Origin of the sequence: Micromonospora sp. NPDC047738 (assembly GCF_040642675.1) — a bacterium.
Classification (GTDB): Bacteria; Actinomycetota; Actinomycetes; order Mycobacteriales; family Micromonosporaceae; genus Micromonospora.
Genome location: NZ_JBEYSO010000052.1, coordinates 1 through 17,999, shown reverse-complemented (window position 1 = coordinate 17,999; position 17,999 = coordinate 1). Strand labels below are relative to the sequence as shown.

General features: G+C 69.3%; 16 protein-coding genes. 12 read left to right on the top strand and 4 right to left on the bottom strand.

Going from position 1 to position 17,999, the window contains the following annotated elements; translation table 11 throughout:
* Positions 1 to 1,338 carry an L-fuconate dehydratase gene (locus ABZ783_RS35830; RefSeq protein ID WP_357447108.1) on the top strand — a complete coding sequence of 446 codons (1,338 nt, stop codon included), beginning with the start codon at positions 1 to 3 and terminating at the stop codon, positions 1,336 to 1,338.
* Positions 1,335 to 2,093, top strand: coding sequence for an SDR family oxidoreductase (locus ABZ783_RS35825; RefSeq protein ID WP_357447105.1), 759 nt, complete (start codon positions 1,335 to 1,337; stop codon positions 2,091 to 2,093). The genes ABZ783_RS35830 and ABZ783_RS35825 overlap by 4 nt, the downstream gene beginning before the upstream one ends.
* Before the next feature lie 85 nt (positions 2,094 to 2,178).
* On the opposite strand, the gene ABZ783_RS35820 is transcribed toward ABZ783_RS35825, so the two are convergent.
* Positions 2,179 to 2,856, bottom strand: coding sequence for a FadR/GntR family transcriptional regulator (locus ABZ783_RS35820; protein WP_357447102.1), 678 nt, complete (start codon positions 2,854 to 2,856; stop codon positions 2,179 to 2,181).
* 326 nt (positions 2,857 to 3,182) lie between these two features.
* Here ABZ783_RS35820 and ABZ783_RS35815 point away from each other — a divergent pair, with 326 nt between their 5' ends.
* The 7 genes from ABZ783_RS35815 to ABZ783_RS35785 all read left to right on the top strand — a co-directional run bounded on the left by ABZ783_RS35815 (position 3,183) and on the right by ABZ783_RS35785 (position 9,273).
* The gene (locus ABZ783_RS35815) at positions 3,183 to 3,494 is read left to right on the top strand and encodes an L-rhamnose mutarotase (protein WP_357447099.1); all 312 of its coding nucleotides are present in this window, start codon (positions 3,183 to 3,185) and stop codon (positions 3,492 to 3,494) included.
* Positions 3,491 to 4,459 carry an aldo/keto reductase gene (locus tag ABZ783_RS35810; protein ID WP_357447096.1) on the top strand — a complete coding sequence of 323 codons (969 nt, stop codon included), beginning with the start codon at positions 3,491 to 3,493 and terminating at the stop codon, positions 4,457 to 4,459. The genes ABZ783_RS35815 and ABZ783_RS35810 overlap by 4 nt, the downstream gene beginning before the upstream one ends.
* Entirely contained in the window at positions 4,456 to 5,286 is an 831-nt protein-coding gene (locus ABZ783_RS35805; protein ID WP_357447093.1) for an amidohydrolase family protein, read from the top strand. The genes ABZ783_RS35810 and ABZ783_RS35805 overlap by 4 nt, the downstream gene beginning before the upstream one ends.
* Before the next feature lie 87 nt (positions 5,287 to 5,373).
* Entirely contained in the window at positions 5,374 to 6,108 is a 735-nt protein-coding gene (locus ABZ783_RS35800) for a (Fe-S)-binding protein (protein WP_357447090.1), read from the top strand.
* A complete protein-coding gene (locus tag ABZ783_RS35795) occupies positions 6,105 to 7,559 on the top strand; it encodes a LutB/LldF family L-lactate oxidation iron-sulfur protein (protein ID WP_357447087.1) in 1,455 nt (484 codons plus the stop codon). The genes ABZ783_RS35800 and ABZ783_RS35795 overlap by 4 nt, the downstream gene beginning before the upstream one ends.
* Positions 7,556 to 8,173 (top strand): LUD domain-containing protein, encoded by a 618-nt coding sequence (locus ABZ783_RS35790; protein ID WP_357447084.1) that lies wholly within the window; start codon positions 7,556 to 7,558, stop codon positions 8,171 to 8,173. The genes ABZ783_RS35795 and ABZ783_RS35790 overlap by 4 nt, the downstream gene beginning before the upstream one ends.
* Positions 8,174 to 8,364: 191 nt before the next feature.
* Entirely contained in the window at positions 8,365 to 9,273 is a 909-nt protein-coding gene (locus ABZ783_RS35785; RefSeq protein WP_357447081.1) for a methyltransferase domain-containing protein, read from the top strand.
* 77 nt (positions 9,274 to 9,350) lie between these two features.
* Here the strand turns inward: ABZ783_RS35785 and ABZ783_RS35780 are convergent, their stop codons facing one another.
* Positions 9,351 to 9,680 carry a hypothetical protein gene (locus tag ABZ783_RS35780; protein WP_357447078.1) on the bottom strand — a complete coding sequence of 110 codons (330 nt, stop codon included), beginning with the start codon at positions 9,678 to 9,680 and terminating at the stop codon, positions 9,351 to 9,353.
* A 286-nt stretch (positions 9,681 to 9,966) separates the two neighbouring features.
* Between ABZ783_RS35780 and ABZ783_RS35775 the strand changes: the two genes are divergently transcribed.
* A complete protein-coding gene (locus ABZ783_RS35775) occupies positions 9,967 to 12,261 on the top strand; it encodes a TIM barrel protein (protein ID WP_357447075.1) in 2,295 nt (764 codons plus the stop codon).
* A gap of 293 nt (positions 12,262 to 12,554) precedes the next feature.
* Here the strand turns inward: ABZ783_RS35775 and ABZ783_RS35770 are convergent, their stop codons facing one another.
* On the bottom strand, positions 12,555 to 14,144 hold the full coding sequence (locus ABZ783_RS35770) for a beta-1,3-glucanase family protein (RefSeq protein WP_357447072.1): 1,590 nt from the start codon (positions 14,142 to 14,144) through the stop codon (positions 12,555 to 12,557).
* 162 nt (positions 14,145 to 14,306) lie between these two features.
* On the bottom strand, positions 14,307 to 15,839 hold the full coding sequence (locus ABZ783_RS35765) for a ricin-type beta-trefoil lectin domain protein (protein WP_357447069.1): 1,533 nt from the start codon (positions 15,837 to 15,839) through the stop codon (positions 14,307 to 14,309).
* Between the two features lie 179 nt (positions 15,840 to 16,018).
* On the opposite strand from ABZ783_RS35765, the gene ABZ783_RS35760 reads away from it, so the two are divergent.
* Together ABZ783_RS35760 and ABZ783_RS35755 are read left to right on the top strand one after the other, a co-directional pair.
* Positions 16,019 to 16,237, top strand: a complete 219-nt coding sequence (locus ABZ783_RS35760) for a hypothetical protein (protein ID WP_357447066.1) — start codon at positions 16,019 to 16,021, stop codon at positions 16,235 to 16,237.
* A gap of 308 nt (positions 16,238 to 16,545) precedes the next feature.
* Entirely contained in the window at positions 16,546 to 17,922 is a 1,377-nt protein-coding gene (locus ABZ783_RS35755) for an FAD-binding oxidoreductase (RefSeq protein WP_357447063.1), read from the top strand.
* Positions 17,923 to 17,999: the final 77 nt, after the last annotated feature.

Here is a 17,999-nt window from a genome sequence, read left to right as displayed (position 1 = left end):
ATGGCGCACCGCATCACGTCGCTCGCCACGTACGACGTACGCTTTCCGACCTCGCACGAGCTGGACGGCTCGGACGCCATGAACCCCGACCCCGACTACTCAGCCGCGTACGTCGTGATCCGTACCGACGCGCCCGACGGCCTGGAGGGGCACGGCTTCGCCTTCACCATCGGTCGCGGCAACGACGTCCAAGTAGCGGCAATCCGGGCGCTCGAACCGCTCGTCGTCGGGCTGCCGCTCGAATACACCCTCGCGAACATGGGTGGCCTGTGGCGCCGCCTTGTCCACGATTCGCAGCTGCGCTGGCTCGGCCCGGAGAAGGGCGTCATGCACATGGCGATCTCCGCCGTGATCAACGCGATGTGGGATCTCAAGGCCAAGGCCGCCGGCAAGCCGGTCTGGAAGCTCCTCGCCGACATGAGCCCGGCGGAGATCGTCGAACTGGTGGACTTCCGCTACCTGACCGACGCGCTTACGCCCGATGAGGCGTTGGAGATCCTGCGTAAGGCCGAGCCCGGCAAGGCCGAGCGCGAGGCCCGGCTGCGCGAGCAGGGCTACCCCGCGTACACGACCTCCCCAGGTTGGCTCGGGTACGACGACGCCAAGCTGACCCGCCTCGCACGGGAGGCGGTGGCGGACGGCTTCAGCCAGATCAAGCTCAAGGTCGGCGCGAACCTCGCGGAGGACGTACGGCGGTTTCGCATCGCCCGCGAGGCCGTCGGCCCGGGCGTGCGGATCGCCGTCGACGCCAACCAGCGGTGGGACGTCCCGGCCGCGATCGACTGGGTGCGGGCCCTGGCGCCAGGCGACCCCTGGTGGGTCGAGGAACCCACCAGCCCGGACGACATCCTCGGGCACGCCGCCATCCGCAGGGCGGTCGCCCCCATCAAGGTGGCGACCGGCGAGCACGTGCCCAACCGGATCGTGTTCAAGCAACTACTGCAGGCCGAGGCGATCGACATCCTCCAACTCGACGCCGCCCGGGTGGCCGGCCTCAACGAGAACGTCGCCATCCTGCTGCTGGCCGCGAAGTTCGGGGTGCCCGTCTGCCCGCATGCCGGCGGCGTCGGGCTTTGCGAGCTCGTGCAACACCTGTCGATGTTCGACTACGTGGCGGTCAGCGGGTCACTCGACGACCGGGTCATCGAGTATGTCGACCACCTGCACGAACACTTCGTCGATCCGGTGATCGTGACCAAGGGGTGCTACGCCGCCCCCACAACTCCCGGCTTCTCGGCACAGATGCACGAGGCCTCCCTCACGGCTCATCTCTTCCCAGACGGGCCGGTGTGGGCGACCGAACGGACGCTTGACGAGGAAACGGTGGGCGGAGCATGAGCGACAGGGAATTCGACGGCCTGACGGCTGCCGTCACGGGCGCGGGCTCGGGCATCGGCCTCGCGGCGGCACGGATGCTCGCCGCCCGGGGTGCCCGGGTCGCCTGCCTCGACCTCGAACCGTCGATCGGTGACGCGAACGTCGTACCGATTCGGTGCGACGTCAGCAGCGACACGCTCGTCGCCTCGGCCGTCGAGGCGGCGGCCACCGCCCTGGGGGGCATCGACATCCTTGTCAACAACGCCGGCATCGGGGCCCAGGGCACGGTCGAGGGCAACGACCTCGACCAGTGGCGGCGGGTGTTCGACGTGAACGTCCTCGGCCTGGTGCGGACCACCCGCGCCGCGCTGCCCTGGTTGCGCCGGTCGTCGGCCGCGGCCATCGTCAACACCTGCTCGATCGCCGCGACCGCCGGACTACCCGATCGGGCCCTGTACAGCGCGTCCAAAGGTGCGGTTCTGTCGCTGACCCTGGCCATGGCCGCCGACCACCTTCGCGAGGGCATCCGCGTCAATTGCGTCAATCCGGGCACCGTGGACACGCCGTGGGTGCAGCGGCTGCTCGCCGCCGCCGAGGACCCCGACGCGGAACGCGCCGCGCTACAGGCGCGGCAGCCCTCGGGACGGCTGGTGTCGGCGGACGAGGTGGCCGCCGCCATCTGCTACCTCGCGAGCCCGCGCGCCGGCGCCACCACCGGCATGGCGCTCGCCGTCGACGGGGGCATGCAGGGACTGCGCCTGCGCCCGGTCACCTGAGGAACTGGCCGTGCCGATCGAGGTGCACCACCACCCCTGGAACCCCGAACGCTCGCGGACGTGTGAGAGATCGAGCCGACACGTCCTACTCCGCCAGCGCCTGGCGCAGCCACTGCTCGACGGCTGCGACGTGGACCGTGGCCCACGCGTGGGCGATCTCCGGCTGGCGGCTGGCGATGGCATCGCAGATGAGCCGGTGTTCGTCGACGGTGCGGGCGACCGCGTTCTTCTGGGTCAGACCCCGCCAGATCCGTGCCCGCTGGGTTGGTCCGGACAGCCCCTCGATCAGCGAGCACAGCACCTGGTTGCCGGATCCCGCGGCAATTCGGCGGTGGAACTCGACGTCGTTGGCCACGAGCTCCTCAACCGTCGGCGTCGGTCCGATTTGGTCAAGCAGCTCGCGCAGGCTCCCGATGTCCTCGTCGCTCATAGCCGACGCGGCCATTGCCGCTGCCGCAGGCTCGAGGATGCGCCGTACCTCGAAGAACTGCAGCACCGTGTCGTCGCGGTGAAAGTCGACGACGAAAGCCATCGCGTCCAGGAGCAGCGACGGCTCGAGGCTTGTGACGTACGTGCCGTCGCCCTGGCGCACGTCGAGCACGTGGATCAGCGACAGCGCTCGTACAGCCTCCCGCAGCGAGCTGCGGGACAGCCCTAGGTGCTCGGCGAGATCGGCCTCCCGTGGCAACCGGTCGCCGGGTCGCAGTTCGCCGCCCGTGATCATTTGCTTGATCTTGTTGATCGCGACGTCAGTCAGCGACATAAGTGGCGAACCTCCTGCTGAAACATCGGATGAGCCTGCATCATACGGTGTTTAGACAACGGGATTCCCTCGCCACGGCGGCCAGCGTTTGGCCAGCTGCCTTCACGTGTGATCGCCCTCGCCGGGCCCAGCCCGCGACGTCTCAGGATTGACGGGATAGACATCAGATGTCTAGGCTCTCGTTGCGTTTATCGATCAGCCCCAAGCGGTCAACGGACTGGTCATCATCGTCGCGCTCGTCCCGGCCACGCCCACCAGCGGCAAGGCCCAGGACTGACTTCCCTTGCGTAGGCAGCCGTCGCAGGCCCAGGCAATGAGGAGAACACGTGGAGACCATCGCCCTGCACACGAGGCTCAAACCGGGCCGTGAGGCGGAGTACGACCGGGTGCACGCGGTGATCCCGCCCCCGCTGGAAGCCGCGCTGCGCGTGGCCGGGGTACACAGCTGGCGGATCTGGCGAGACGGTCAGGACCTGTTCCATCTGGTCGAGGTCGCCGACTACCAAGCGATGCGGCGGGCCCTGGCTGAGCACCCGGTCAACGTGGCGTGGCAGGCCAGGATGGCCGAGCTGCTGGAGATCACCGACGACTACTCGGGAAACGATCGCGGCATCGCGAAGGTGTGGGAGTTGGCGTGAAGATCACGCGACTCGGCGGGTCACGCGTACGGGTGAGCCAGCTCGGGTTCGGTGCGGCCGGGATCGGCAACCTGTACCGGGCCTTGGACGACGAGACGGCGTACCGCGCGGTCGAGGCCGCGTGGGAGGCGGGGATCCGCTACTACGACACCGCGCCGCATTACGGTCTCGGCCTGTCCGAGCGCAGGCTGGGAGCCGCGCTCGCCGGCCGCCCGCGCGACGAGTTCACCGTCTCCACGAAGGTCGGCCGGGTGCTGGTGCCTTCGCCGGAAACCGCGCACCTACGGGACGACGCCGGCGGCTTCGACGTGCCGGCCGACCACGTCCGGCGGTGGGACTTCAGCGCAGACGGGGTACGCCGGTCGATGGAGTCCAGTCTCGGCCGCCTGGGACTCGACCGGATCGACGTCGTGCTGCTCCACGATCCCGACGACCACTGGCGGCAGGCCGTCGACGAGGCGTACCCGGTGTTGCACGAACTGCGCGATCAGGGTGTGGTGGGCGCGATCGGCGTCGGCATGAACCAGTGGCAGATGTTGGAACGGTTCGTCGTCGAAACCGACATCGACACCGTCATGCTGGCCGGGAGGTACACGCTGCTGGACCAGTCGGCGGGGGAGCGGCTGCTGCCACGCTGCCGGGAACGCGGGGTGTCCGTCCTCGCCGCTGGCGTCTTCAACAGCGGTGTGCTCGCCACCGCTGAGCCAGGCAGAATGTACGACTACCGCCCGGTGCCGGACGCGGTGTACGCCAGGGCCGTCCGGATCGCCAAGATGTGCCGCGCGCACGGGGTGGCGCTGCCGCAGGCGGCGATGGCCTTCGTAGCGCGACATCCGGCCGTCGCATCGGTGGTCGTCGGCATGAAGACCATCGAGCAGGTCACCAACAACGCGGAACTCGCCGCCACGCACGTGCCCAACGAGTTGTGGGACGACCTTGTCGCCGAGGGGTTGATCCACCCGTGATCGTTGACGCTCACCACCACCTGTGGAATCCCGCGGCACGGACGTACCCGTGGATGGCGGGCGAGGCCCTCGCCCCGATCCGGCGCGCATACACCCTGGCGGACCTGCGCGTCGCGACCGGTGACCGGGTCGGTGCGACCGTGCTCGTGCAGACCGTGTCGTCGGTGACCGAGACCGAGGAATTCCTCGCCACCGCGGAGGCGAGCGAGGGCCTGGTCGCGGGCGTCGTCGGCTGGCTCGATCTGACCCGTCCCGATGTCGACGTCGAGCTTGACCGCCTGCGTGCTGGTCCACTCGTCGGGGTACGTCATCAGGTGGAGGACGAGCCGGACCCGGACTGGCTGCTGCGCGACGAGGTGACCAGAGGACTCGCCGCCCTCGGCGCGCGCGGGCTGGCGTACGACATCCTCGTGCGCGCCCCGCAACGAGCTGCCGCCCTCGCCACCGTCCGGCGGTGCGACGACGTCCGGTTCGTGATCGACCACGCGGGCAAGCCGGCCATCGGGTCGGGGGAGTGGGAGCCGTGGGCGTCCTGGATCGTGGCGATGGCCCGATGCGAGGGCGTCGTCTGCAAGCTGTCCGGGCTGATCACCGAGGCGGACTGGGACGACTGGGACGCCGCGCGAATCCGGCCGTACGCCGAACACGTGCTGTCCGCCTTCGGCGCCGACCGGGTGATGTTCGGATCGGACTGGCCGGTGTGTGAACTGGCAGGCCGCTACCGGGACGTGCTCGCGCTCACCGATGAGCTGCTGGCCGGCTGCACCGCGATCGAGCGGGCGGCTGTCCTGGGCGGCACCGCCCGCCGGGTCTACGCCCTGCCGTGAACGCGCCCGGTTCGCGGCCACGAACGGCCTTCAGCGGCGCTACCGCAGCACCCGACCTCTCGCCACCCGCTCCGGAAGGGGCCGACCATGCGGATCGCCCTGTTCATCACCTGCGTGAACGACACCATGTTCCCTGACACCGGACGGGCCGTGCTGCGCGTCCTCCAACGGCTCGGCCACGAGGTGATCTTCCCCGCCGCCCAGACATGCTGCGGTCAGCTGCACTTCAACACCGGTTACCAACGCGAGGCCGTGCCGCTGGCGCGTAAGTTCGTCGACGTCTTCGCCGACGCCGACGTGGTCGTCTCCCCGTCGGCGTCCTGCGTGGCCATGGTGCGAGAGTCCTACCGGCGGGTCGCCGAGGTCTCCGGCGACCGGGGCCTCTTGGACGCCGTGGCACAGGTGACGCCCACCGTGTACGAGTTCAGCGAACTCCTCGTCGACGTGCTCGGTGTGACCGACGTCGGCGCTCGGTTCGCGCACCGGGTCACCTATCACCCGACCTGCCACGGGCTGCGCGCGCTCGGCCTCGGCGACCGGCCATTGGCACTGCTCAAGGCCGTACGCGGGATCGAACTGGTGGAACTCGGCGGTGCGTCGGAATGCTGCGGATTCGGCGGCACGTTCGCCCTGAAGAACTCGGATGTCTCGGTCGCGATGGGCTTGGACAAGCTCAGCCAGGTGCTCGCGACGGGAGCCGAGGTGCTCACCGCGGCCGACAACTCCTGCCTGCTGCACATCGGCGGACTCCTGTCACGCGCCCGCTCCGACGTGCAGGTCATGCACTACGCCGAGATCCTCGCGGAAGGAGACGATTCATGAGCGGAGCCGTGTGGATGGGCATGCCGGCCTTCCCGGTCGCGGCCCGCGACGCGTTGGCCGACCGTCAGTTGCGTGCCAACCTGCGCACGGCGACCGGGACCATCCGCGCCAAGCGGGAGGCCGTCGTCGCGGAGCGGGCGGACTGGGAGCAGCTCCGCGTCGCCGGGGCGGCGATCAAGGACCGGACGCTGCGGAACCTGGACAGCTACCTGCTGCGGTTCGAGGAGCACGTCACCGCCGCCGGGGGAGTCGTGCACTGGGCGCGGGACGCGGCGGAGGCCAACCAGATCGTCGTAGACCTGGTACGTGCCGCCGGCGCCGACGAGGTGATCAAGGTCAAGTCCATGGTGACCCAGGAGATCGAGCTGAACGCCGCGCTCACTGCGGCCGGTATCGCCGCCTACGAGACCGACCTCGCGGAGCTGATCGTGCAGTTGGGCGACGACCTGCCGTCGCACATCCTGGTGCCGGCAATCCATCGGAACCGGGAACAGATCAGGGATATCTTCCTTCGCGAGATGCCGGACGCTCCGGCCGACCTGACCGATGAGCCGGTCGCTCTCGCCGCCGCAGCGCGGAAACACCTGCGGCGCAAGTTCCTCTCCGCGAAGGTGGCCGTGTCCGGAGCGAACTTCGCAGTCGCCGATTCGGGAACGCTCGTGGTGGTGGAGTCTGAGGGCAACGGGCGGATGTGCCTCACGCTGCCCGAGGTCCTGATCAGCGTGGTCGGTATCGAGAAGCTGGTGCCGACCTGGGCCGACCTGGAGGTGATGCTGCAACTGCTACCGAGATCGTCCACCGGCGAGCGGATGAACCCGTACACCTCGACATGGCGGGGTGTGCACCCGAGCGACGGCCCCCGGGAGTTCCACGTGGTCCTCCTGGACAACGGCCGTACCAGCGTGCTCGCCGATGACATCGGCCGGCAGGCGCTGCGGTGCATCCGCTGTTCGGCCTGCCTGAACGTGTGCCCGGTCTACGAGCGCACCGGTGGGCACGCCTACGGATCGCCGTACCCAGGTCCGATCGGGGCGATCCTCACCCCCCAGCTACGCGGCGTGCGGGGCGACCCGGTCGCGGCCAGCCTGCCGTACGCGTCGTCGCTCTGCGGGGCCTGCTACGAGGCATGCCCGGTGCGGATCGACATCCCTGCCGCGCTCGTACACCTGCGGGCCAAAGTCGTCGACGCCAAGCGCCGCCGGCCATCGGCGGAGCGCGCGGTGATGCGTGCCGCGTCCTGGATGTTCGCCAGCCCTCGCCGGCTCGCCGCCACCCAGCGGCTCGGAGCGTTCGCCGGCGCTCTGGCCGGCGCGCTCACCGGTCGTTCTGGTCGGATCGGCAGGCTGCCCGGCCCGCTGTCCGGCTGGACCCGCGCACGCGACATCCCCGTACCCCCACGGCAGTCCTTCCGTTCGTGGTGGCTGAGCAACCAGGATGGGGGACGGCGGTGAACGCACGGGACGAAATCCTGGCGCGGGTACGGACCGCCCTCGCCGGAGTGCCCGACACCGAGGTCGAGGTGCCCCGGGGCTACTCGACGTCAGCCGAGGGCGTGGACGTCGTGGAGTTGTTCGCCGAGCGGGCCGACGACTACCGGGCGACGGTCCGGATCGTGAAGCGCTCAGCGGTGGCCGGTGTCGTTGCGGCGGAGCTGCGCGAGGCGGGAGTCGACATCCTCGCCGTGCCACCGGACCTGCCGCCGGAGTGGCTGTCCGAGACGACCGCCCGGATCCTGCCCGACGCACCCGCGCTGTCCGTCGAGGATCTGGACGGCTGCGGCGGCGTCCTGACGGGCTGCGCGGTGGCGATCGCCGAGACCGGCACCATCGTGCTTGACGCCGGGCCTGCGCAGGGAAGACGTGCCTTGACCCTGGTCCCGGACGTGCATGTATGCGTCGTGCCCGCGACGGCGATCGTCGGCACCGTGCCCGAGGCCATCGCCCGACTGGACGGTACCCGGCCGCTCACCTGGATCAGCGGGCCGTCTGCGACGAGCGACATCGAGCTCAACCGCGTCGAGGGCGTCCACGGCCCACGGACCCTCATCGTCCTGATCACCAAATAGACGCTACCGAGCGCTGCCGGCGTGATCCATCTGCTGTTCACGGCCGCGCACAGTGCACTGCCCGGCGGGGTCGCTGGTCCCGTTCCTGCAAGGACCGAGGGTGAGGCGTCGGCCTGGTTGGCTGGAGCCAGGCTGTGTCTGGTTCCTGTGTCGCGCTGACACAGCACGCGGTCGGGCGTGAGGATGTGGGCATGAGTTCATCGCAGCCCGTCGTCGACCCCGGGCCCGAACCGGACACGACCGCGGGCGGGCCGGTGAATACTGCTGGCGCGCGGTCCAGGCCCCCATCGCCGGACTCCCCCGAGTCTTCCCCGGATCACCGCTACCTGCTCGACAACGCCTGGGTGGAGGCGGGCGAGCGGTTCACCTGGCTGGCCGAGCTGTTCGACGGTGTCACGCGTGGGCACTTCGACCGGCTGGGCGTGCGGGCGGGCTGGCGCTGCTGGGAAGTTGGTGCCGGAGGCCCCAGCATTCCCGAGGCGCTCGCCACGGCCGTCGGACCAACCGGCTACGTGCTGGCCACGGACATCAATCCGGCCTGGTTGGACCCGCACGGCGGGTACGAGGTGCTCCGGCACGACATCGTCGGGGACCCGCCGCCGCAGCCAGGCACGTTTGACCTGGTACACGCGCGGCTCGTGCTCGTTCACGTGCCCGACCGTGCCCGGGCGTTGGCGACGATGGTGGCGGCGCTGCGGCCCGGCGGTTGGCTGTTGGTAGAGGATGCCGACACCGAGCTGCAGCCGCTGGCCTGCCTCGATGAGGTTGGCCCGGCGCAGCGGCGCGCCAACCGGCTGCGTCGCGCCGTCCGGGAGTTGATGACCCGCCGCGGCGCCGATCTGCGCTACGGCCGTACGCTGCCGCGGGCGTTGCGTGCGGCGGGCCTGGTCGATGTCACGGCGGCCGGCTGCTTCCCGGTCGGCGGGGTAGCCTGCGACCGGCTGGAGACCGCGACGGTGCGCATGGTCCGCGCCGAGTTGCTCGCCGCAGGGCTGGCCAACGACGTCGAGATCGACGCGCACCTGACCGCTGTCCATGCCGGCGAGCTCGACCTCACCCTCGCGCCGCTGATCTCGGCATGGGGACGCCGCCCGGGCTAAGCAGTCTGCCTGAAGTTCTGCATGTAACTGGGTGGCAGCATGGAGCGGCCGACCGGCCGGCCTCCACACCACCGTGATCACAACTGCAGACGGGACCTAGTCTCGGCTCGGCTCGGCCCGGCGTCGACGCCGGCCCGGGTGCGGCTTCCGGCTGCGGCCGCGATGGCGCCGGCCACCGCGATGAAGGCGTTGAGAGGCAGTCCGGTTCCGTAGCTCGACGCCAGAAGCTCCGGCCGGGTCGAGTTGACGGCGGTGGCGCTGACGAGCACCGCGATCCCGACGGCGATCCCGAGCTGCTGGGCGGTGTTCAGAATGCCGGACGCCGGCGAGCTCGGCACGCAGCTCACGCTGGTTGCGGCCGGGCCCGGGGTGGCCCTGGTGCAGGAGTCCAGCAGGGTGTTGCGCACCGAGGGCCTCGACTACATCCCCATCCGAGACGCCGCCCGGCCGGTGATCTCCGCGGCAATGTGGCGGGCGACGGGTGCTCACCCGGTTCCTGGACCTGTTGCCCGCAACCGGTGCAGTCGACGACTTCTTCGGGAGTGCCGGTGGGTTGACCGGTGGGGACATCTGGCGCACCGGCCTGCTCACGCCCAGGCAGACCAGGTCGGCGGTCATCTAGACGGCCATGAGGTTCTGGGATACCTTGGGTCGACCCGGCGCCGGAAAGCGCTTTCACGGAGGTAGGACGCGATGAAACGCCTCAGGAAAGTTCTCACCTGCTTGGCCGCCGCAGGCTTGCTGTCCCTGGCTGTTCCGGCCACCGCTCAAGCCGAGCCGGTCGCCGAAACGGGCACGTTGACGCTGAGCGTCTCGGACGCTGGCGGAGGGCTGCAGGCCGCGATCGACGCGGCTGGCGCCGCCTACGCCGATGTTCATGGCCTGGTAATCAACGGCGGCATGCTGAACAGCACCGACAGCCGGTTCATCAACCAAAGTCTCACGGGGCTCACCGATCTCACGGTCGGCGGGACGGCGGACTTCGTTGGCTCCCAAGTGCCGACGAGCGCGTTCAGCGGCAACACCTCGCTCAGGCATGTGAGGCTGGACAACACCACCGTGATCGGGTCGAGGGCGTTCTACGATGTTGCCACGCTCGTCACCGTCGAGATGCCGAATGTGACCATACTGAACGGGCTCGCGTTCAACAACAATGCGGCGCTAAAGAGCGCGTACCTGCCACAGTTGAGGTCGATCGACAACCGGGCCTTCTACGGCGCCGTGTCGATGTCGTCGCTGACACTTGGTGAGGAACCGCCCGTACTTTTGGGTCAGGGGAACTGGTTCCTTTATGTGACCGGCTTGACCATCTACGTCCCGGTGGAATCGGCGCTCGAAGTCTATCGGAACCACATCTTCTTCCAGCAGTTCAGGATCAGGGTGATCGGTGATGACGGCACCGGCAATCCTGACGATCCCGCTCCGCCCAACACTCCGGAACTCTGCGCCCAGTACTGCGGTCGGATTGGCGGATCCGATAGCGTCAGGTACCGCGATCGTGAATACTTCAGAGGCGACTACAAGGTCAGCCTCAACCTCTACAGCTTCAATGTCAACATCAACGCGTGGTTGAACAACCGACAAGACACACCGCAGCTCGACACGCTGGCGGCGATTCGGTGGGCGGCCGAGGCAGGATTCGATGCGGTCGACGTCACGGCCTACTACATTCCTGGGTACAGCAACACCACGATGCCAACGTTGCCGGACGGTGAGATCAAGGCATTCGCCCGACAGATCCGGGACCTGACCAAGGAGTTGGGCATCGAGATCAGCGGCACTGGCTACCAGAACGACTTCGCCAACCCCAGCGCTGACAGGCGCGCGCTCGATGTCGAACGGGGCAAGTACTGGATCGACGTCGCGGCCGAGATGGACGCTCCGGTCATCCGCGTTTTCTCTGGACCGGTGCCGACAGACATCAACCGGCTCGGGTGGGAGACCGTCACCCGAGAGCGCGTCGTCCCAGCGCTGCGACAGCTGGCGGAGTACGGCGCTGCTAAGGGGGTCCAGATCGGTCTCCAGAACCATGGGGATATGACCGCGACGGCAGGCCAGACCATTCAACTCCTGAAGTGGGTCGACCACGACAACATTGGCATCGTGAATGACACCGGCTATTTCCGGCCGTTCCGCTACACAACCGGCCTAAATTATGACTGGTACGCCGACATTGCCGACGTCCTTCCGTACTCAAACAACTTCCAGGTGAAGAAGCGGCCGGGGGGAGCTGAGACGGATACCACGATGGATCTGAACAAGCTGTTCACGGACGTCCGATACAGCGACTACCGCGGCTACATTCCCCTGGAGTTGCTGTGGGCCCGGGATGAGCCGGGATACCCGCGTGATCTTCCGGAACCCCCTTACGAGCAGATCAGCGGGTTCCTCGATGCCGTGAAAGCCTCGTTGAAGCACACGAAGGATCAGACCGAGATCTCGGGATTCACTGACCTGACGTACGTCGACGGCAGGTTGTCGGGAACGGCATTTACGGATGCAGTCGACCCAGACGCCAAGATCCGCCTGTACGCCCCTGACGGTGAGGTCATTGGATCCCTTAGCGCCACCCTCGTCGGAGATAAATCGCCGGAGGGAAGGTACCAGTACAAGTTCGATGGCATCATCGGGGACCGTGGACAAATCAGGGCGCTCGGGCCGGTAGGGCCGTCCATCATGGAGTCCGTTTATCGCTCGATCGAGATTACTCGAACTGACGGTGGCAACGGCACAGCCGCCGTCTACCAGATGCTGGACTTCTATGTGTCAGCGGGGGAGGTCCGTGGTCCGCTGGTGCCCCAACTGTCAAACACCCTGAGCAGTGCGAGTCATCATCTGGCCAAGGGCTCGAAAGACCAAGCGGCCAAGCAACTGCGGAACTTCCTGCAACATCTTGACAATCCCGACATGGACAGCCACGTCACGGCGACGGCTAGGCATGACCTGAAGGGTGCCGCTCAAGCACGTATCGAGGCGTGGACGAAATAACCTCAGACGCGGTCCTTCCCCATGTCGCTCGATCCGTGGGACGGGGAAGGACTGCGATCCGGGAAACGATCGCGGTCGCGGTCGACCTGTGCAGCCAGGGCGACGGCGCTGCGGCCGCGAGTGCATCGAACCCGGCGGCGAGCAACCCGTCGGGGAAGCAGGGCGTCACGCAGCCGGTTGGCACTGGTCACCGGAGACGTCGTCACCCTGACGACCCGTCCCGGCGCCGACCACCCGGCGATCAGCCTCGCCCCGACCGGACCGGCCGCCGGGCGGTGGTGGCCGCTCCGTCGTCAGCCCTTGTGCCACTTCTGGTTGGCCGTGCCCGCGCAGTCCCAGATCTGGAGCTTCGCGCCGTCGCTGCCGTTCCAGTCCTTGATGTCGACACACTTGTTGGCCTGGAGGTTGACCAGGTTGCCGGCCGCGTTGAGGGTGAACTGCTGGGCGCCGGTGCCGTTGCAGGTGTAGAGCTGGACGACCGCGCCGTTGGCGGTGGACCCGGCGTCGACGTCCATGCACTTGTTGTTCTGGCTCTGCAGGGCCGTGCCGGTGAACGTCCACTTCTGCGCGTTGGTGCCGTTGCAGGGCCACATCTGCAGCTGGGCGCGGTCGACGAAGTTCGAACTCGGCACGTCGATGCACTTGTTGTTCCAGTTGCTCACCACGGCCACCCCGGCGCCGGGGCTGCCACCGCCGCCGTCGAACGGGCTCAGGATCAGCCCGGCCGAGCGCGGGTCGCCGTCGTGGACCAGGGACTCGAAGCCGCCGACGTCGTCGAAGGCGAACGCGTACGCCTTGCCGTCGGCCATGTTGGCGTGGATCAGCCGGGCGTACTGGTTGGTCGGGTTGCTCCGGTAGAAGTCGGCGGCGTTGGTGCTGGGCTGGGTGTCGATCGTGCCGAGCGTGCCCCGGTTCAGCGCGGCGCAGAGCGTACGTGAGATCGGCCCGACCACCTGGTCGTTCGGCGCGGGCAGGTCGCCGTCACAGCCCCAGACGCTCGCGGAGGAGGGCCGGTTGAAGGAGGCGACCGCCTGACCGCTGCCGTTGGTGAAGGTCATGGTGCTGCCCGAGGTCCGCCCGTAGTACCGGATGCTTGGCTGGTCGGCGAAGGGCACCACGGTCAGTGTCTTCGTGGTGTATGCGTTCCACGCGGCGGCGATGTAGGAGTCCAGGTAGGTGGGGCTGAGCAGGCCGGCGCCGGCGGCCTTGCCGGGGGCCAGGACGCGGAGCACGGTCCCGTCCGACCGGGTGTACATGGTGTTGGCCCAGCCCGGCTGGGCGCGGATCCCGTCGATGACGGCGTTGCGTCCGTTGGCGACCGGGTCGCCGGTCCGCTTGGTGACGCCGTTGGCGCCGGTCACGGTAACCGCGTGCGGCACCGCGAACATGTCCACCTGGGAGCTGTTCAGCCACAGCCCGGCGTCGTTGTAGGTGAATTCGCTCCAGTCGAAGAGGATGTCCCGGTTGGCGTCGCCGGCCGCCCACGGGGCGGGTTGCACCAGCCCGTCCGGGGTGAGGAAGAACTTCAGCTTCTGCCCGAGGGCGAAGTAGACCCGGCCGGAGAAGCCGCGCGGGAACTGGATGGTGGTGCTGCCGCCGGTGCCGGGACCCGGGATGGAGGCGTCCGGCGCGGGTGACGGCGGGATCTGCCCACCGGTCCAGGGGACGAAGGCGCCGCCGGAGGTGACGTAGCCGAGCCGGCCGGTGGCCAACTGGGTGCCGATGACGTACAGGTAGACCGGGTCGGCGCGGCCGGTGGTGTTGGTGACGGTGACGGGCAGCAGCGTCGGACCGACCGCGCGGGCCGGGGTGGCGGCGACGGTGCCGGCGAGGCCGGCGAGCAGAGCGGACGCGACGGCTAGCAGCTTTCTTCGGAGACCCATGGATACCACCTCGGGGGAACGGGGACGGGACAGAGCGATCTCGGCGTGATCGACTCGGATTGCGGCAGCTGGCGGAGGGTTCCGCTCGCCTACGGAGGCCGGCGGGCACGATCGCGGCCGGACCGGCGGCGAGCGCCGCCGCGCCCGGTCCGCGATCCGGCCTCAGCCGGTGCGCCACTTCTGGTTGGCCGTGCCCGCGCAGTCCCAGAGTTGCAGGCGGGCGCCGTCGGAGTTGTTCCAGTCCTTGATGTCGACGCACTTGTTGGCCTGCGGGTTGACCAGGTCTCCGGCGGCGGAGAGGACGAACTGCTGGGCTCCGGTGCCGTTGCACCAGGCGATCTGGATGACCGCGCCGTTGTCCCGGGAGCCCCAGGCGACGTCCATGCACAGGTTGTTCTGGGTACGCAGCGTGCCGCCGGTGAACGTCCAGCTCTGCGCCAGCGTGCCGTTGCAGGTCCAGGTCTGCAACGGCACGCCGTCGGAGAAGTTGGAGAACGGCACGTCGATGCACCGGTTGTTCCAGTTGCTGATGATCCGCGTCCCGCCGCCGGTCGTGGTCAGCGACAGCCCGTAGACACCGAGGATCTCGTTGACCGGCTGGAACCACATGGTGCCGCCGGTCGTGCAGTTGCCGGTGCCGCCGGAGGTGACGCCCTGGGCCTGGTCGCCGGAGAGCCAGGAGCCGCCGGAGTCGCCCGGTTCGGCGCAGGCGTTGCTGCGGGTCAGCCCGTAGACCGCGCCCTGGGCGTAGTTGACGGTCTCGTCCCGGCCGAGGATTGTGCCGCACCTCCAGCCCGTGGTCCGGCCCGAGCGGCACACCGAACTGCCGATCACCGCGTCCCGCGAGCCGGCCACGGGCGCGTTGCCGCCAGCGTGGTTGTTGACCCACGGTTGCGGGGTCCAGTTGCTGTTCGTGCGTACCCACGCGTAGTCGTTGCCGGGGAAGGACGAGCCGGCGAAGGTGCCCTGGGCCACGTTGTTGTAGCCGAGGGTGGAACTGCCCGCGCCGCCGCAGTGTCCGGCGGTGACGAATCCGCCCGCGACGGCGAAGCCCACCGAGCAGAGCACGTTTCCGTTGATCACGAACTGGTCGCCGCCGCGGATGTCGTACACGGGTCGGGGCACGTTCGCCTCGGTCACGTAGCGGACCAGGGCGCGGGGTGCTCCGCTGGCCGTCACGAAGGACGCGGCCGCCGCCGTGTGGCCCGGCTCGACCAGCACGACGACGGAGTTGCCGACGGTGTCGGCGTACCAGCCACGTACGGCGGTGGCCGGCCGGTGGCGCGCCGCGTACCGGTCGAGGGTGGCCCGGGCGGCGGCGAGTGTGGTCAGGCTGTGGTTGACCAGCCGGGGCTCGGCGCCTTCGCCGCGGACGGTGGCGGCGGCCGCCGGGTCGGTGACCGCGACCGTCAGCCGGCGGCCGTCGGTCAGCCAGGAGCCGGCGTACCGCGCGCCCAGCCGGGCCCGCAGCCGCCGGTCGATCACCGTCGCCCCGGCCTCGACCCGGAGCCGGGCGGCCACCTCACGGTCGGTGAGCCCGAGATCCCGGCGCATGGCCTCGGCCATGCCGGGGGTGAGACCGGTCGCGTCGGCGGCGCCGGCGGTGCGTGGTGGTTGCGCCGTCGCGGCGGTGGGTGGGGCGGTCAGGCTGGCGGCGAGGATCCCGGTGGCGAGCAGCCCGAGGAGCTTGTTCATCGATCTCCTTCTGGCCGGGCCCGAGGGGTGCGGGACCGGCATGAGACGGGAAGAGAGCGCTCTCTCATAGAAGAGTGCCTATTGGTTAACTTTCTTGTCAAGTCACGTCGCTGCCGCTGGACGCCGCCAACCACCCGATCGGCGGTCCGGCGGGCTTCACCGTGCACCAGGCGCACGGCGTGACGAAGCAGCGGGTCACCGCGTTCGAGCTGTGGACCTCCACCGACGACGGCACCACCTGGCGGCCGGCGACCGTACGGGCCGGCGACGACGGCGACTTCACCGCCACGCTGCCGAAGCCGGCCGCCGGGCAGGCGGTGTCGCTGCGGATCAAGGTGACCGCCGACGGCGGCAGCGGGATCGACCAGACGATCATCCGGGCCTACCGGGCCGGCTGACGCTCGACCGGCGCCCCGGTGCGGTACGGCCGCACCGGGGCGGCCGGGTCACGGCCCCCCGCCGGGGCGCTGGAGCAGGGCATCGAGTGAGGTGAGACGGCACGGCCCCGGGAAGCCCAGCCCGCGTCGCCGCCGGTCGGCCGTATCCCGGGCGGCGCGGCGAGCCGGGCGGCCGAACTCCACGCTAAGGGTCCGGTTCCAGACAGCGGCATCCGCGTGGCGATGTTAGCGTCGCCGCCACCCCCGGATCCCCGCCAACCGTCACACCTCCGGGTACGGCGGGGGCCGCTGCCTCGTCGGGAGCCGCAATGACCTCGATCAACGCCAGCACCGACGTGGCTCGGGCCACCGAGCAGCTGCGCCCCGTGTTCGGTGACCGGCTACTGCTGCCCACACACGAGGGGTTCGCGTCGGCTAGCCGGATCTGGAACTGTGCGGTCACGCACCGGCCTGTCGCGATCGTCCGGTGCCTCGACAACGACGACGTACGCGCCGCCGTGCTGACCGCCCGCGAGTATGACGTGCCGCTCTCCGTACGCGGCGGGGGCCACGACTGGGCAGGGCGGGCGCTGCGCGACGGCGGGTTGGTGCTTGACCTGTCCGGCATGCGGCAGGTGGCGGTGGATACCGGGGCGGGTACGGCCACGGTCGGGGGCGGGGCGCACATCGGCGATGTTTCCGGCGCTGGGCAGCAGCACGGCTTGGTCACCCCCACAGGGACCGTACGGACGGTCGGGATGGCCGGTCTGACCCTCGCCGGCGGTTACGGTCCACTCTGCGGGCGGTACGGGCTGGCGGTGGACAACCTGCTGCGCGCCGATGTCGTACTGGCCGACGGCCGCCTCGTGACCGCCAGCCCAGACGGCGACGCCGAACTGTTCTGGGCCTTGCGCGGCGGCGGCGGCAACTTCGGTGTCGTCACCAGCCTGATGTACCGGCTGCACGAGCTGCCGACCGTTCTGTCCGGGATGATGCTGTTCCCGTTCGCCCAGGCGTCCACCGTGCTGACGGGGTACCGCGAGATCGTGGCGACCGCCGCCGACGATGCGACGATCATGGCGGGGTTCCTGCCCAACCCAGACGGGCCGCCCCTGGTGTTCCTCTGTCCCATGTGGAGCGGAGCCGACCTCGCCGAGGGCGAGCGGCTCATCGCCGGGCTGGAGCGGCTGGGCAACCCGGTCATGAGCCAGATCGCCGCAACGCCCTACCACGACGCGCTGAGCATGTTCGACGGCGCCATGCGTGAGGGCAACCACTACCGGCTGCGTACCCGCTGGCTGTCTCACCTGTCCGAGGCCGCCGCCGAGGAGCTGACTGATGCCGCCGCGCAGATCGCCTCACCGTACTCGGCCATCTCCATGCACCACTTCCACGGCGCCGCCGCCCGAGTGGGCCAGGCCGAGACCGCCTTCGGGCTGCGCACGGACCACCTGCTTGTCGAGATCGTCGGGGCGTGGGCGCCGGAGGACGCCGAAGCGGGGTACGGCGACTGGGCCGACCAAACGTCGCAACGGCTGGCGCCGCTGGCGTTGCCCGGCGGTTACCCGAACCTGCTCGGCGCGGATGAGCCCGAGCGGGTCCCGCCGAGCTACGGCCCCAACTACGAGCGGCTGGTCGGCGCCAAAAACCGCTACGACCCGGACAACATCTTCGCCTCCGCCGTACCGACCGTTCCTAAAGACTGAGCATGGGTTGGACAGGCTCAGTCGCGTGCCCCGAACGGTGTTGGGCACACTGGTTTCCCGCGTTCGCTCCGCGTCCG